The organism is Acinetobacter sp. UC24323 (assembly GCF_024151445.1).
Taxonomy (GTDB): Bacteria; Pseudomonadota; Gammaproteobacteria; order Pseudomonadales; family Moraxellaceae; genus Acinetobacter; species Acinetobacter baumannii.
Genome location: NZ_JAHIBY010000007.1, coordinates 56,916 through 71,056, shown reverse-complemented (window position 1 = coordinate 71,056; position 14,141 = coordinate 56,916). Strand labels below are relative to the sequence as shown.

At 41.2% G+C, this 14,141-nt stretch carries 11 protein-coding genes; 5 read left to right on the top strand and 6 right to left on the bottom strand.

The window, feature by feature from the left end; genetic code table 11:
• Window positions 1-59 precede the first annotated feature (59 nt).
• From KNQ97_RS10830 to KNQ97_RS10810, 5 genes are all read right to left on the bottom strand, one after another.
• Window positions 60-851: a Slam-dependent surface lipoprotein gene (locus KNQ97_RS10830; protein WP_002004304.1), complete on the bottom strand. Its 792-nt coding sequence runs from the start codon at window positions 849-851 to the stop codon at window positions 60-62.
• Window positions 852-1,043: 192 nt separating this feature from the next.
• Complete coding sequence (locus KNQ97_RS10825) at window positions 1,044-4,217, bottom strand: TonB-dependent receptor (protein WP_272361011.1); 3,174 nt, start codon at window positions 4,215-4,217, stop codon at window positions 1,044-1,046.
• 138 nt (window positions 4,218-4,355) lie between these two features.
• A complete protein-coding gene (locus KNQ97_RS10820; RefSeq protein ID WP_032050863.1) occupies window positions 4,356-5,372 on the bottom strand; it encodes a FecR domain-containing protein in 1,017 nt (338 codons plus the stop codon).
• Window positions 5,373-5,894: a sigma-70 family RNA polymerase sigma factor gene (locus tag KNQ97_RS10815; protein WP_003653184.1), complete on the bottom strand. Its 522-nt coding sequence runs from the start codon at window positions 5,892-5,894 to the stop codon at window positions 5,373-5,375.
• A gap of 136 nt (window positions 5,895-6,030) precedes the next feature.
• Window positions 6,031-6,921: a LysR family transcriptional regulator gene (locus KNQ97_RS10810; protein ID WP_199978044.1), complete on the bottom strand. Its 891-nt coding sequence runs from the start codon at window positions 6,919-6,921 to the stop codon at window positions 6,031-6,033.
• 186 nt (window positions 6,922-7,107) lie between these two features.
• Here KNQ97_RS10810 and KNQ97_RS10805 point away from each other — a divergent pair, with 186 nt between their 5' ends.
• The 4 genes from KNQ97_RS10805 to KNQ97_RS10790 all read left to right on the top strand — a co-directional run bounded on the left by KNQ97_RS10805 (window position 7,108) and on the right by KNQ97_RS10790 (window position 11,966).
• Window positions 7,108-8,052, top strand: a complete 945-nt coding sequence (locus KNQ97_RS10805; RefSeq protein ID WP_000050876.1) for a dihydrodipicolinate synthase family protein — start codon at window positions 7,108-7,110, stop codon at window positions 8,050-8,052.
• Window positions 8,053-8,224: 172 nt separating this feature from the next.
• Window positions 8,225-9,610 carry an MFS transporter gene (locus KNQ97_RS10800; RefSeq protein ID WP_000182796.1) on the top strand — a complete coding sequence of 462 codons (1,386 nt, stop codon included), beginning with the start codon at window positions 8,225-8,227 and terminating at the stop codon, window positions 9,608-9,610.
• Window positions 9,611-9,688: 78 nt separating this feature from the next.
• The gene (locus tag KNQ97_RS10795; protein WP_253612213.1) at window positions 9,689-11,035 is read left to right on the top strand and encodes an OprD family outer membrane porin; all 1,347 of its coding nucleotides are present in this window, start codon (window positions 9,689-9,691) and stop codon (window positions 11,033-11,035) included.
• 646 nt (window positions 11,036-11,681) lie between these two features.
• Complete coding sequence (locus tag KNQ97_RS10790; RefSeq protein ID WP_000675264.1) at window positions 11,682-11,966, top strand: hypothetical protein; 285 nt, start codon at window positions 11,682-11,684, stop codon at window positions 11,964-11,966.
• Between the two features lie 130 nt (window positions 11,967-12,096).
• On the opposite strand, the gene KNQ97_RS10785 is transcribed toward KNQ97_RS10790, so the two are convergent.
• A complete protein-coding gene (locus tag KNQ97_RS10785) occupies window positions 12,097-13,047 on the bottom strand; it encodes a hypothetical protein (RefSeq protein ID WP_253612212.1) in 951 nt (316 codons plus the stop codon).
• A gap of 372 nt (window positions 13,048-13,419) precedes the next feature.
• Here KNQ97_RS10785 and KNQ97_RS10780 point away from each other — a divergent pair, with 372 nt between their 5' ends.
• Window positions 13,420-14,043 (top strand): HNH endonuclease, encoded by a 624-nt coding sequence (locus tag KNQ97_RS10780; protein WP_253612211.1) that lies wholly within the window; start codon window positions 13,420-13,422, stop codon window positions 14,041-14,043.
• Window positions 14,044-14,141 lie beyond the last annotated feature (98 nt).

Here is a 14,141-nt window from a genome sequence, read left to right as displayed (position 1 = left end):
ACCAAGCAAAAGCCCAAAAAACAAAAGGAACCTACGTGTGTAGATTCCTTTTGCATTCATTAATTTTTAGCACCGCCAAATGCAGTGTTGTAAGACACGTTATCAAACTGGGCAATACCCGCTAAAGCCGAAGCATTTGCACCAAAGAATTGACCTTGCACCACACCAGAGTTGTCGATACCAGCCGTACCGTTAGCCGTTGCCAAACCTGCAAACGCAGCAGTACCCGGGTTAAATGCCACACCATCTAGGCTTAATGATGAAACAGCCGTACCAGTTCCAGTAAGTGTTCCTTCAAGTGTACCCGCGCCATAATTTGCCGTGAACGTACCACTTAACAGATTGCTTCCAGAGCCGTTAATCCCTGCAACGGTATAAGTTGCAGTACCCGCGGTTGGAACAGTGGTATTGGTATTATCACCCGCGTAGTAAACGGTATGGCTCGCGCTTGCCGGCGTGTCGCCCGCTTTCCACCATTCACCAAAATAGACTTCCTGTGTGCCCACCTGACCAAAGTTAAAATTACCTAATGCACTGTGTGAAGGTGGCATTGCAGACACTGGAATATGTGAAATATTAAAGGTTTTGCTGCCAACCGTTACATTGGTGTTACTCGTTCCCTGAGCAGCAAAAGCCTGAGCCAAACCTTTTAACGAACTAAAACCTGTAAAAGCGTTATATGGCGCACCCGCAGCTTGAACCGACACCGCTGCTACACCACCCGGATGACTTGCATTGGCAGCAGCACCGATTTTGATGTTACTTTCATTACTCGAAATACCATCAATTCCTGCATAAGCAAATGCAGTTGAACAAGCAACGAGACCCAAGAACAATTGAGAGATTTTCATTTGTTGTTACTCCATCTTTTTTAAAACTAAGTTATTGTTTAATTTAAAATAACGATTTCGCTATTTTTTAGTTTATTGAGTAGGCCCAGCTGCAAACCTACTCGGTTTTTTGTAAATAATAATCATTCAACCTTATTATTTACCGTTACCTGACTCCCCTTTTATGTATGTGTAGAGGGAATCAAATTCTGTTTAAAATTTGGTGGTCCAGCTAATTTTCATCGTTCGGCCGGGTGCGGCCATGGCACTACGAGTTAAAGGATCGATATAAAACTGGTTAGAAAGATTACTGCCTACAAACTCAACTGTGTTGTAGTCATCAACCTGATAACGCGCATAGGCATCAAAAATCCACGTGTCATCCCAAGCCAAAGGCACATTGAGGTAATAGCCTTTATTAACGCTAGCATCATTGTTTTTGCGTAGCGGGCTTTCATAAGCTTTATAGAATATTGCACGTGCACCGAGCTCTAACTTTTCATCAAAAAAGCGTGCGCCAAGCAAACCGTGGAAACTCAGTTCAGGAGTGGCCATAGTCACCAAGTAGCCATTTGGGAAACCGTCATCAACACAACGCTGATACGGTTCGCGGAACTCAAGGCCCTGCTCGGTTTGAACCGTACCGCCTAAAATCATTTTGTTAATGGCGCTATTGGTATCACACACTTCATTTTTTAAGTTATAGGCCACGCTCAAGTCTGTGAAGAAACCACCATTATCAAAACGGCTTTGTAACTCTAGACCTGATAGCTTTTGCTCATCCATATTGGTAAAAATAAGGTTTTGATCACGCTCAATCACATTTTTGGTTTTGTTGTAGTAATAGGCGAGCTTAATGTCGGCATTGCGTGCTGTGCTAAACCAATCACGCATGTCATAGACATAACCCACTTCGTAGTTAAAAGCGTGTTCAGGTTTGATTGCTTGATATGGCAACATGGCAGAAAAACCGACAGTGCTTTCAAACAAACTTGGTAAGCGATATTCCTCTGCATAGCGTGCATAGATTCTGCTGTTTGGCGTGAGGTGAATTGAGGCACCTAACTGCGGTGCCCAGCCGCTATCTTTAACTTTGTCGGCCGACTCAACCGGAACTTGGTCTACCACCGACATAAAGTTCCCGCCAGTTACGACGTACTTTTGCCCAGAGGCATTGAGCTGATTTAAAGGATTATCGGCAAGCGACAATTGTCCATTCGCATCTGCTTTCCAGCTCAGCGTATTTTTCTGTGACCAGATCATGTTATACAATGTGCTCTCTGATGCAGGCACAGTGTCGAGCTGCCCATCCCACTCAGGATTTTTTGTGGCATAGCGCTGTTTTAAAACATTGATTAAACGCTGCTGAGTCGAGGTGTAACTCTCAGGCATGGTCTGATATTCAAAGGTATATTCTTTAAGCCTACTTTTTTTGGTAAAAAGCGGATTTAAACTCGGGTCAATCTCGCTCTGCAAAGACTTATTTAAAAAGTCATCAACAGCCCAATACGAGCGATAACGCATGCCCGCATCAAAACTTAACCAAGACACGGGTCGATAATTAAAATTAAAGTCGAACGTTTTTTCCTCACGGCGTCCTGCCCGTGGCAATGCTTGATAGAGCGAATAACTTGGGCCAAATTCACCATATACATCGTCAGACGTTAATTTTTCTTTTAAGAAACTTCCGCCGAGCGTCAAATCAAGCTGGTCTAACAAACGGGTTTTATTGCTGACGGTAATGCCTTTACGGGTATTGTCAGAATGGCTTATTGCCGTATTAATAATGGTGTTATCTCTAAAATCGATTGTGGTTGGCCATCCACCACGTGTGTATGTCTGGCTTTCGGTGTCGGTTTGCCAAATATTGGCATAGAAATCAATCCAACGATTATTCTCAGGCTTAAACTTATATTCGAGGCTATAAGCTTTAGAGTGGATATTGCTTAAAGGCCACTGCGGAACACCCAAGTCAGGCGTAATACCCCAAACAATTCGAGACGGCATAATTTCACCAAAAATATTTTTGGTATCTCGGTAAGTCAGTTTAAGGGTCTGATCATCTGTTGGGCGATAGGTCCCTTTTAACAACCACGACTTCATATGACTTGAAGTGTTGGGAACTTCATCTCCCGGTTGATAGGCATAGGCAAAGTAAGGAATAAAATCGAGGCTACTGTCTGGCGTCGCTCGTTTATAGTAGCCCGCGCCATGTGTCCCCGAAAAATAATTGCCGCGCTCACGTACTGCATAAACTGCCAGTAAATCGAATTTGTCTTGCTTGGTGGCAATTGCCAGTCGGCCCGCTAAGTCATCGCCCGAAAAATGAGAGTTATCACTTCTGGTACGGTTCTTTTTATAAATATCGGGGTCATATTTTGACCCGTTCATGTCGATCCAAGGCGTGGTGTTATCGTAGTTTTGGCCTACTTTACTCATGTCCGGCAAAGACGGATCAATTGAGTTGGTTGAGCCTTCTACTTTTAACTCAGCACCGAAAGACTTACCCGGACGAACAATATCATCGGCCTCTAGCGTTTTAACGACTACAGCGCCGCCAACAGAAGTCGTTGTATTGCGCTCTAAAGATGGGCCTTTAATGACTTCAATGCCCGCAATGAGGTTGGGGTCGATATAGTTTCGGTTGTTTACCCCGTTGTAGCCACGCCACACGGCAATCGACTGTTCAGTTCCATCAATAGTTAAAGGCACACGACCAACACCCTGCACCCCTCGTACACTTGGGTCGAGTGCGCCACTATTACGGGCATCGCCGCTATAGACACCCACCATACCTTGTAAAACATCGGCTGGGTTGGTTCCTTTAAATCGCTCAACATAGTCTTTGCCCGCATAGACCGAAGAGCGGTTTGCGTCATAAACTTTGTTATAGCCTTCTGTGTCACGGTCTTCTTTGCCATATACCACAATTGGCGTGAGTCGTACCGATGCATCTTCTTCAATTACGGCACTACTTGGCGGCAGGCTAGTGGCCTGAACCTTAGCGGGAGTGACCCGAGGCGTAGTTTTTTTGCTGAGTGTGTAGCCCTGCCCAACTTTTACAGCATTAAATTCGGTTGCTTTTAAAAGCTGCTCAAAACCTTGCTCGACGGCAAAGTTACCTTTTAAGCCTAGGCTATGAAGCCCTTGAAGTTGCTGGGCATCCATTGCAACTGAAGTACCCGATTGTTCAGCAAACTGATTCAGTACGTTAGCAAGACGGCCGGCTGGAATGTTATAGCTTTTAACCCCGGCTGTTTGTGCATAAGCCTGCTGCATAGGCAGCGTAACAAGCCCGCCCATCGACACAGCATGTATAGCAAACGCCAGTGTTGAGAATCGAAAAATCGATCGATTCCGCTTTTGCCCCGTTCCCGCTTTTTTCATTTGCCCGCCCCAGTAAATCGTAATAAGAATCATTCAATACAACAAATTAAAATGATCCATATTTATTGCTTCTACTTACTATGACGAACGACTTTCAAAAAAGTGGAACCTAAAATCGAAAATAAATTTAATTTTTTATTATTTTAAAGAAACCATAACCACAAACGGCGTGATTTGCTTAATTTTCAGGTCAGGAAAAACCGTAGCCAAAAGCTTAAGCGACTCTGTGGTTTGGTCTAAAGGCAACACCGCATTGACCCGCACATGTTGCAGCGCCGCATCATTAAAAATAATTTTGCCTTTGTAGTTGCGGTCTAGCTCTTGTAGCACCTGATTCAGCGGCAGGTTTTCTACCATAAGCTGATGCTTTTGCCATTTTTGTTGTTCGTTATAAACATTCAGTTCAGGCAATTTTTGTACGCCATTTTGGTCCATTTTAATGGCTTGCCCTGCTTCAACAATGGCCTGACGAGTCGCATGCAATTGGGTGGTTTTAACCTGTGTGGCTTCTACTTTTACCTTTGAGTGCAACATTTTGAGTTCGGTTGCCGAAGGGTCATAACTGACGCTAAAAGCTGTGCCGAGTGCCTGAATTTGCCCATGACTGGTTTTGACCAAAAACGGTCTAGTCTTATCTTTGGCAACATCAACATAAATTTGACCTTGCACCAACTCAACCACTCGCTGGTTGGTTTTAAAATCAAGATTGACCGCACTTTTCCCACGCAAAATTAAACGTGAACCATCTGGTAAGGTTTGCGTAGTCCACTGCCCCGATTGCCCTTGAATGTCAGCAGTCACATAGGCCACTGTGGTGTCAGTTAAATAAAATAACGCCCCACTCATGGCAACAAACACAACGGCAAAAGCTGTTCCTGCACGTAAATGTTTATAGGCTTTGCCTGAGTTTAGGCCAGCTTTAAGAGCAACTTTAGTGACTTTTTTATGTCCGCTGGTTTGAGAAAGTTTTTGAATTGAACCAATGCACTGTTCAATGTCGGCAGCCACTTGGCGGTGTTGCTCACTGGTTTTTTTCCACTCTTCAAATTTTTGTTTGGCGGTTTTCCGTGAGCTTTCATCATCCGAACTCAGTTGAACAATCCAATGTGCAGCTTCTTCAACCAACTGGTGATATTTGCTTTTATCCATGGCCATTTAAATGCAAGCGTCCATGTCTTGTCGGTTTTGGTAGCACTGAATTAAACAGCTCGCCAAATATTTTTGAATCATTTTGGTCGACACATTTAAACGCTCGGCAATTTCTTTATGGGTATAGCCTTCAAGGTAATGCAAAATAAAAGCTTGCTGTGCTTTTTCAGAAACCCCTTCGAGTGCTTTGCAAAGTTGGTTAATTGCTTGAATAATTTGCATTTGGTCTTCGGGTGACGCCACTGCATCAAGCATATATTCCATTTGACTCAAGCCATCTAAATAAGCTTGTTCAATGCGTTTACGGCGCACTTGGTCAATGAGCAGATTTTTAGCAATCGAGGTTAAATAGGCACGCGGTTCCTTAATTCCGAATAGTTCATCACGCGTTTGTAGCAGTTTAATAAATGTGTCCTGAACCAGATCTGCGGCCTGATCAGTATTACCTAATTTTTGTCTCAACCATTGGTGAAGCCAGCTTTGGTGACTTCTATATAACTGATCTACAAGCAGAGAAGTTTTGTTCACAGCAATTGGACTCAAAACAAGGAACCCACAAATGATAATAATTATCATTTAAACAAGTCAAGCAATAATTCAAGTAAAACTGAAATCACTGTTTAATAAATTGAATTAATTGCTCGCTCGCTTTGAGGCACTTCTCTCAAAGCAAATCGGCAAGATTTCTAATTTCTTCCATCACCGCCTTACATGCAGGCGTTAAATAGCCATGTTTAGAAATAGACAAAGAAATATAACGCTTGAGCGCGGGATTAATAATTTTTGCAGCTTGAATTGAGGTGTATTGACTGGCCTTTTTTAATGCTTGCGGCCCCAGCATGGTGTACATGCGAGACTCTGAAACCAAATGGGTTTGTAAACTAATCGAGTCAGCTTCAAATACAATATTCAGCTCTACCCCATTTTCATAAGCCATGTGGTCTAAAAAATTGCGCCAGTTACTTGGCCTGCAAAAGGTGACCAGCGGTAACTCACTGACTTCTTTAAATTCGACTTCATTGGCCTGAGTGAGCACATCTCCTTCGCAGCCGACCAAATAGGTATCGGCTTCGGTAAGGTAAACATCGCCCTGTTTAGGCGTCGGGTTAAACCGATAGAGAATGGCTAAATCGACGCTGCCATCTTCGAGCCATTTTTCTAAATGTACCCCTTGCCCTTCACGCACCGACAGTTTAATTAAGGGATATTTCTCTTGAAGCACTTTATACAAAGTCGATAACAATGGATGTGCTGTAGACGGCAAACTAGCAATACGAACTGTGCCAATTGGGGTATCGGTCGAATGCAAAATTTCATTATTGAGTTGGTCGGTTACGTTCAGCCATGAACGAATTTTAGGAAGTAAATGCTGGCCTAAATCGGTGAGCTCGACACCACGTCCAGTTCGGTTAAACAAACGTCCGCCACATTGCGCTTCAAGCTCGTTCATTTGCCGACTAATTTGCGGTTGATTGGTGTTATGCAGCATGGCGACTTTGCTTAAGCTACCGAGTTCTACCGCGTCTAAAAATATTTTCCATAATTCATAATTCATCGATTCTTCCTAAACCGTAATAGACAGCTTTTTGAGCCATACATTTTCAGTATAACTGAAATTCAAGAATTGGTAATTCCTACATAGCTCACCTATTTCTATACTCCAATCATGTTCTCTACAACACGATTTAAGTCAGATTAAGAACCAGAGAATATTTAATTACACTGTATAGGAAGTACGATTATGAGTTTAGATTTACGTGGATTAACCCCAGCACCTGTGACTCCTTTTACCCGTGACGGACAAGTAGACCATAATGCAATTCAACGTTTAGGTTCATGGTTAGGCAGTATCGATGGTGTGAAAGGCTTGGTTGTTCTTGGGCATGCAGGTGAAGGAACATTCTTGTCGCAAAAAGAACAAATGCAGGTCATCGAAAGCTTTGTTAAATCGGTAGATGATAAAATTCCGGTAATCGCAGGGATTACACTCGAAGGTACTTCGGTTGCAGCAGAAGAAGCAAAACGTGCAGTTAGCGCAGGTGCTTCGGCAGGTTTGATTTACCCTTCACATGGCTGGTTGCGTTTTGGCTATCAAAAAGGCGCACCACAAGACCGCTATAAAGCGATTTATGAAGAAAGTGGTTTGCCATCTATTTTATTCCAATATCCAGATGCAACGAAGGCCACTTATGACCTAGACACTCTACTCGATATTTCTGCACAGCCAGGCGTATTTGCCATGAAAAATGGTGTACGTAATATGCGCCGCTGGGATGTCGAAATTCCGATTATTCGCCGTGAACGCCCAGACTTACAGGTGTTGACTTGCCACGATGAATATTTGCTTCACACCATGTTTGATGTAGACGGCGCTTTGGTTGGCTATGGCAACATTGCCCCTGAACTCTTAATTGAAATGATTAAGGCTGGTAAAGCCAAAGATTACGCTAAAGCTCGTGCTATTCACGACCAATTATTACCAGTGACTCGCAATGTTTATCACCGTGGTTCACACATGGAAGGTACGGTCGCGCTGAAACATGCACTGGTTGCTCGCGGAATTTTGGATCATGCTACTGTGCGTTCGCCACTGCTTCCACTGGCAGATGGTGCTGAGCAAGAAATTCATGATGCGATGCGTCAAGCCGGAATTGGCAAGGTCGATTTAACCCAAGCCGTTGCTTAAATTCCATTCGGGCTAGCATATACGCTAGCCTTTTTTTCCTGTACGCTGCCTGAGGCCAAACATCGGGCATGTCTCTTAAAAACAATAATAAAAAGCATGCAAACTGTGGTGAACAGGTAGTGCGAAATAGAACAACAAAACTACGAGGAATGTAGTGATAAGGAGATATAAGATGACAAATCTAGCGGATGTAGAACAAATTAGTCATCATCAAAAAAATGCGGAAATTATTGCAAGACTCGAACGACTACCCGTCACCGGACGATTGCAATTTATGCGAATTACCATTGGTATCGCGACCTTTTTTGACGCTTATACTGTTCTTGCGATTGCCTTTGCTTTACCCCAACTCATTACCGAATGGCACCTGACGCCTGCCTATGTCGGCGCGATCATTGCCGCGGGCTATGTTGGGCAACTGGTCGGTGCGATCTTTTTTGGTTCTCTTGCCGAAAAAGTCGGTCGTTTAAAAGTGCTGTCTTTTACCATTTTACTGTTTGTGGCAATGGACATTTCTTGTTTGTTTGCGTGGAGCGGAATGTCGCTGTTAATTTTCCGTTTCTTACAAGGTGTTGGAACAGGCGGTGAAGTGCCTGTTGCAAGTGCCTATATTAATGAGTTTATTGGTGCAGAAAAGCGTGGTAAGTTTTTCTTGCTCTATGAAGTTTTGTTCCCACTCGGTCTTATGTTTGCAGGCATGGCAGCATTTTTCCTGATGCCAATTTACGGCTGGAAAGTCATGTTTATTGTGGGCCTCGTTCCCTCTTTACTGGTCATTCCTTTACGGTTTTTCTTGCCTGAGTCACCACGTTGGCTTGCTTCCAAAGGTCGTTTTAAAGAAGCCGATCAAGTTGTTAAAAGCTTTGAAGACGGTGCCATTAAAAGCGGTAAAACTTTGCCTGAACCTGTGGTTAAAGAAATTAACCCGCAAGGCATGGCAAAAACCGACTGGCGCGAGCTGTTCCGTGGTATTTACCGTAAACGTACTTTTACCCTGTGGGGCATGTGGTTTTGCGTGTATATGGTGAACAATGCCATGGTGACTTGGCTGCCATCTCTTTACAAACAACACTTTGGCCTGTCACTGCAAACCAGTTTAGGTTATGGCTGGATTACTTCGGGCGTGGGTGTGATTGCCTCTATTATCTGTGCGTTAATGATTGATAAAGTCGGTCGCCGTCCTTGGTACAGTGCAGCGTTTTTCTTGGCGATTATTCCACTCATGAGCCTCTCGGTTTTAGGCGCAAAATCGGCCATGCAAGTTGTGATTTTAGCAACGCTGAGCTATGCCATTTTGCAGACCATTTCATTCTCTTTATACCTTTACGCTGCCGAACTTTACCCTACTCGCCTACGTGCGATGGGCATTGGTTTTAGTACCGCTTGGTTACGTGCTGGCTCTGCGATTGGACCTGTTATGGTCGGCCTCGTGGTTGGTGGTTACGGCATTCAATATGTGTTTAGTGTGCTGGCCGTTGTGGCACTCATTGGTGGCCTAGTGACCTTCTTGTTTGCCATTGAAACCAAAGGCCAAGTGCTCGAAAAACTCTCTCCTTAATTCATCCATTTCATAAAAAGCTTGCCTAACCCCAGCGTTAGGCAAAGGGCTTATTCATGCTTAAAAAAGGAATTTAAAATGAATAAATATTTGCTATGGGGCTGTATTGGTTTAGGCAGTGTGAGCAATGCGTATGCAGAGCTTCCTCAACAATTTGGTAAGTTAGAATTAAAACTTAATACTCGTTACTGGAACGATGAAGGCACTGCCCACCCCACGCTTGCCAACCCTTCGCCTTCGTCGAGTGAATATGAGCAAAGTGCGTTAGGGCTTGAGTTAAATTATCAGTCACCGTACATGTGGGACTGGCTCGGTGTAGATGGCTCACTCTATGCAGTCACCAAGTTATTTGACTCTGGCAAGCCTAGCGCTCAGCTTTTAGAAGTCGAAAATAACGGCAAGCTTGACCAAAACTTTGCGACTTTAGGGCAGCTCTACATCAAAGCAAAACTGGGTGATCAAGGTGAAATTAAATTAGGTCGCCAGTTGCACGATTCGCTGTTACTTAAAAGCACCAACAACCGCGCAGTGCCCGACACTTTTTCGGGTGCGAGTGGTCAGTTTCAACTGAATGATCAGCTACAGACTTATATGGCTTACTATGACCGCTGGAAACCGCGCAGCATGGACTCTTTTGAAAAACTGGTGACTGAGAATGACGAACGAATTGATTATGTCGGTTTGCTTGGTGCCAAGTATCAGTACAAAAACTGGAGCGTGAATGCCGAGTATTTAAACAGCAAAGATTATCTAAAAAAGTATGGGGCGATTGCTCAATATAAATTGCCCTTGCATGGCCTTATGTGGACATTCAATACAGGTGCTTTTTTCTCGCGTGATGATGGTAAGCTGTTTAAATGTGGTGCCGAAACCGAGCTGGACTGTGTCAAAGGTCAAGACGTTAACAACCGTGGCAATGGCTATTTTGTCGATGTAAATGTGGCTAAGAATAATATTGAAGGTGGCATTGCCGTTTCAAAGTTTGATGGTTTTTGGATTGAAGATAACTTTGCCGTGCACTCCGAACGCAACTCGGTTTTGACGCAAGACCACGGCACCAACCCGTTTCCGACCTCTGCGACCATTGGCCCCGACTTTACCAATAACGATGAAACCGCTGTTGCCCTTCGCTTGAAATATAACTGGAAAGACTATGTGAAAGGTTTAAAAACCGAGGCGAAGTATATTTATGGTTTTGGCGCTCACCAAAGTAACATCAGCAGTGATATTGAAGGTAAAGAGCGTTACTTTGACTTTACGGTGAGTTATGCCTTGCCGTGGGTGAAAAATTTAGATGTGCGTTATTCATTTTTGCATTATGAGTCAAAGTTTGAAAATGCAAACCTAGGTGAAAAAATAAATGGTATGACCCGTAAAGATTGGGACCAACACCGTGTATTTATTAATTACCGTTATACATTTTAAGAGCAGGCTAAACGTTTAGTTTAGCTTTATTATTTTTATTAATTTATAGCTTTAAAGATATTAACTTTTGAGTTTAATTAAAATATAAATTTATATTTAAAATTTTTATAATATTTTATTTAAATTGAATTGACCTATTAAAAACTTATGATTATTATGGTCCCGCTGGCCTACATTGCCAGTCGGTTTTGACAGACCGAGTATACAGCGTATCAGGTTCATACTTCCTGAGTATGATACTTGTGCGCAACCTGCACCTCCCCCTTACCGTTGCGGTAGGACGGGAGGGGGACGCGCTCGCGCGTGCTGGTCTGTATACCCAGTCTGTCAACCCCTTCTCGTTCTACCACCCTAATCAATTGACGGTGATTTCTGGTGGTAGAGCTCCATAAATTCTAGGAGTTGACCATGCCACTATATAAACTTTCCCCCTCTCCCTTATAAACTTTTTATTTATTTAAAATTTAGGTTTTCTATTATCTAAAGTTTTAAATCTATAAATTATTTTTATTTTAAAATTTAAGTCATTTTATTTTATTGCTTATATAGGCGGGTTAACTATTGCCTTTGAAAATGATTTTAAAACTTAAAATATAGCGGTTTATTTTTTCTCATTGAGATATCCCCAAATCATCACGAGAATAATATGAAATTTTATAAAACTATTTTAGTTTTAGGCCTTGTTGTCGGCGATTACAGCGTTTCGGGTTGTGACCTCCACACTCAGCAGGAGTTTGAAAAAATTTGCCTGTCTGGTGGACACAGCCAAGCCAGTTGCGACTGTATTTACCAACGGCTCGAACAAGTGTATTCGCCTCAGCTCATGCAACGTCTAGAACATGTCAGTTTGCAAAGTCCTGCTCTCCCACAGGACTTTGCCCCTACTTTTTTTAGTGTGATGCGGCGGTGCGATAAAAACGACATGGGCTAAGTGTTTGGCTTAGCTCCCTTATCTCTGTGTCGCAATGGTGGATGACTTTAAATCAGCGCAAAAAATTAAAGTTCTGTTGTGGCATGGGGGCCTTGGGGGGAAGCTAGCTGATTAATAGTGAATAATAACCTTACTTATCGATCTTCTGAGTTTGCTCCACAGTAATATAGTCATTAGGAATCACTAACTGCTTTTCAATATCTTTTACTTTGTAAGAAACTAAAGTACTTTTACCAATGCCTTGAAATAACACTTTAACATCTTTAAAAATAAAGGTTTTATACTGACTCAATTCTTTAGTGGTTGATTTTGGTAATTCAATTAAATTTGCATAAGGTTCTTTAATATATAAGGTTGCCTTTTCTATCCTTATACCAGTTTTTTCCATAGCGCTATTTAAAAATACTTTACCAACGCCCCCAAATGGAAACATATAAACCAATGGAACCGTAATAAGAAGACAAGCCATTTGTAAGCTATTTCTTTTAGATATTTCTAATCTCTTTAACTTTTCTTTTGCAAATGTTTTAAGATTTTCACTTGCGCTATTGTCATCAATAATATCCTCTATATTTTTAAACTTTTTATTAAAAATTTTGATATCTTCGCGGTTAACGTAAAAAGCATAATATAGCAAAGCAATTAAGCTTACTGTAATCGCAGCATAGAGGCTTACTTGCCAGAAAGCGAAAAATAAGCCATAAAATGTATATATAAAATAAATGAATAAACAAAATGTAGTAATGCTAATCTTTGGAAATGGCAGATCGTCTCTAAACTGCTTATGAGATGGTAAATATTTATTAGACACTTTCAATATAATGTAAATCACTGGCATTAAAGACATGCCTAATAAAAACAACACCATACTTAATGCAAAATAGATAGTAGAACAGGCTGCAAAAATTAGTAAAAAAATAAGTGTATCACCGAAGCTAATTTCCGACGGGATATATCCAATTGTTAAAAGATAAGTGACTAAGCAAAACACACCTATTGCCACTATCGCTTTAGCCATTGCCAACGCAACGTCATGCCACTGCCCCAGATTATTTAAATATCTCGTTATCAAGTCATTCATTTGATCTAACCAAATCTTATAAATTATTTAAGAATCGATGATTACCCTTTTCTTAAACCGCTCCCCAGCGGAGTAATCATCTTTTGAAATTTCCCCAAATTTAAGAGTATGTCTCCCACATACTATTCAGTAATGCCACAAAAAACTTATACGTTTTTAGGCCATATATTTTAGCTTGTATTGCACTAGTTTCTACTGTAAACCCATACAAAATTAAACTTCGATATGCACGGATACCTAGAGATAATCGAAGTATTAAATAAAGTATAGTTTAATACCAACACCTAACACTACCTAACGATTAAAAATATCTTTAATATTCATAGACTATTAATTCCTATCAAATTTAAAAATAGATTTATTGAGAGTGAAATGCCTATACCACATCGTAACGTTATAAAAACTCAGTTAGTTGATTTACTTTCTAGTAAAGGACCTATGAAAGTTAAAGATGTATACACTGAATTCGTTAATTTATGGCAACTCACAAATAAAGAAATGGCTATGAAGCGCCATGGCCGAGCGTTATTTGAGAATGAAATTCGTTGGGCACGCCAAGAATTAGCTGGTGAAGGTATTATTGAAAAACCAGATATAGCTGGACGAAGTATCTGGAAATTAAAAGAAAGCCTTGTTATTTTCGCTGAAGAATACGATGAAGATAATTTTAATAATTTAACCGAAGGTGCAGTTAAAAAAATCGTAGTTAATGCTTATGAGCGTAATAAAGAAGCAAGAAAAAAATGCTTAGAATTTTATGGTTATCAATGTGTTGTATGCAATTTTGATTTTGAAAAAACTTATGGTTTCATTGGTAAAAATTGTATTCATGTCCATCATTTGGTTGAGATTAGCTCTATTGGAAAAAAATATATTGTTGACCCAATAAAAGATATGGCTCCTGTCTGCCCTAATTGCCATTTTATTATTCATCAACGTAAACCTGCATTTTCAATAGATGAGGTAAGAGCTATGTTAAAGTCAGATAAAGATTAATTTAACAATATGGAGAGTTTTTATTAATTAATAAAATTTATAAACTTAAATCAAAGGTAATATTTAGTAATTCTAAATTACAAGTTTAACAATTTAAT

Coding starts and splice junctions, on each gene's coding strand:
- KNQ97_RS10830 (WP_002004304.1), bottom strand. CDS start 851: ATGAAAATCTCTCAATTGTTCTTGGGTCTCGTTGCTTGTTCAACTGCA.
- KNQ97_RS10825 (WP_272361011.1), bottom strand. CDS start 4,217: ATGAAAAAAGCGGGAACGGGGCAAAAGCGGAATCGATCGATTTTTCGA.
- KNQ97_RS10820 (WP_032050863.1), bottom strand. CDS start 5,372: ATGGCCATGGATAAAAGCAAATATCACCAGTTGGTTGAAGAAGCTGCA.
- KNQ97_RS10810 (WP_199978044.1), bottom strand. CDS start 6,921: ATGAATTATGAATTATGGAAAATATTTTTAGACGCGGTAGAACTCGGT.
- KNQ97_RS10805 (WP_000050876.1), top strand. CDS start 7,108: ATGAGTTTAGATTTACGTGGATTAACCCCAGCACCTGTGACTCCTTTT.
- KNQ97_RS10800 (WP_000182796.1), top strand. CDS start 8,225: ATGACAAATCTAGCGGATGTAGAACAAATTAGTCATCATCAAAAAAAT.
- KNQ97_RS10795 (WP_253612213.1), top strand. CDS start 9,689: ATGAATAAATATTTGCTATGGGGCTGTATTGGTTTAGGCAGTGTGAGC.
- KNQ97_RS10790 (WP_000675264.1), top strand. CDS start 11,682: ATGAAATTTTATAAAACTATTTTAGTTTTAGGCCTTGTTGTCGGCGAT.
- KNQ97_RS10785 (WP_253612212.1), bottom strand. CDS start 13,047: ATGAATGACTTGATAACGAGATATTTAAATAATCTGGGGCAGTGGCAT.
- KNQ97_RS10780 (WP_253612211.1), top strand. CDS start 13,420: ATGCCTATACCACATCGTAACGTTATAAAAACTCAGTTAGTTGATTTA.